1 protein-coding gene and 1 pseudogene are annotated in these 1,323 nt (G+C 66.7%); both read left to right on the top strand.

From position 1 onward, the window contains the following. Positions 1-56: 56 nt before the first annotated feature. A pseudogene (locus F6Q13_RS17515) lies at positions 57-341 on the top strand (transposase); the annotation flags it as partial. After that, the gene (locus tag F6Q13_RS17510; protein WP_293059254.1) at positions 338-1,147 is read left to right on the top strand and encodes an ExeA family protein; all 810 of its coding nucleotides are present in this window, start codon (positions 338-340) and stop codon (positions 1,145-1,147) included. The pseudogene F6Q13_RS17515 and the gene F6Q13_RS17510, both read left to right, overlap by 4 nt. Positions 1,148-1,323: the final 176 nt, after the last annotated feature.

Below are 1,323 nucleotides of genomic sequence, written 5' to 3'. Positions count from 1 at the left end.
CCAGCATTGGATAATTTTCCAAGCCCATCTCTGCGGCGAAGTCAGACGCAAACCACGTGTTCGACCCGTTCGACTTGACCCGCATCGAGGTCCGCCTGACCGGCGTGCCGATGGGGCTGGCGATCCCGCACCACATCGGGCGCCATTCGCACCCCAAGGCCAAACCCGAAACTCCCACCGCACCACCCAAACCCAGCGGCATCGACTACGCACAGTTGATCGAGACCGCCCATGCCGCCGAACTGGCCCGCGGCGTCAACTATGCCGCGCTTACCACCGCTACCGGACAGATCCCCGGCCAGCTTGACCTGCTTACCGGCCAGGAGGCGCAAATCCGATGATGGAACTGATCTCCTACTTCGGTTTCTCCCGGATGCCCTTCGGCCGCGACCTGGCCCCCGCCATGCTGCACCGCCATGCCGCCCACAACGAAGCGGTCGCCCGCATCGGCTGGTGCATCGCCGAACGCCGTATCGGCGTGATCACCGGAGAAGTTGGTGCTGGCAAGACCGTGGCCGTGCGTGCCGCGCTGGCCGGCTTGGACCGCAGCCGCCACAGCATCATCTACCTGCCCGACCCCACCGTCGGGGTACGCGGCATCCACCACCGCATCGTCGCCTCCCTCGGTGGCCAGCCCCTGACCCATCACGCCACCCTGGCTCCCCAGGCCGCCGACGCGCTGGCCGCCGAACACGCCGAGCGGGGCCGTACAGCCACCGTCGTAGTCGAGGAGGCCCACCTGTTGGGCCACGACGAATTGGAGGCCATCCGCCTGCTCACCAACCATGATCTCGACTCCTCGAGCCCGTTTGCCTGTCTGCTCGTCGGCCAGCCCACCCTGCGGCGGCGGATGAAACTCGGCGTGCTGGCCGCGCTCGACCAGCGCATCGGGCTGCGTTACGCGATGCCACCCATGACCGACAAGGAGACCGCCAGCTACCTGCGCCACCACCTGGCGCTGGCCGGACGCGACGACACCCTGTTCTCCGACGACGCAGTCGCCCTAATCCATCAGACCAGCCGCGGTTACCCCCGCGCCGTCAACAACCTCGCCCTGCAAGCTCTCGTCGCCGCGTTTGGCACCAACAAAGCCATCGTCGACGAATCCTCCACCCGCGCGGCCATCGCCGAAGTCACGGCAGACTGAACACCACCCCGACACCCCGAACAGCACCGACCCCGCCGGACACCAACCGGCGGGGTCATTTCACGCCCACACATCCTCACCGTCAACGCCGCCATCATCCTCATCTTGAGCGCCGGTCAACAGTCTGTCGCGAGGTGGACCAGGCACCGGGGTTTGATCGGGCACGACGTACAAGT

It is taken from the genome of Mycobacterium sp. (assembly GCF_008709575.1).
Lineage (GTDB): Bacteria > Actinomycetota > Actinomycetes > Mycobacteriales > Mycobacteriaceae > Mycobacterium.
The sequence above is the reverse complement of the archived record's forward strand: the minus strand, read 5'-3'. Positions and strand labels throughout refer to the sequence as shown.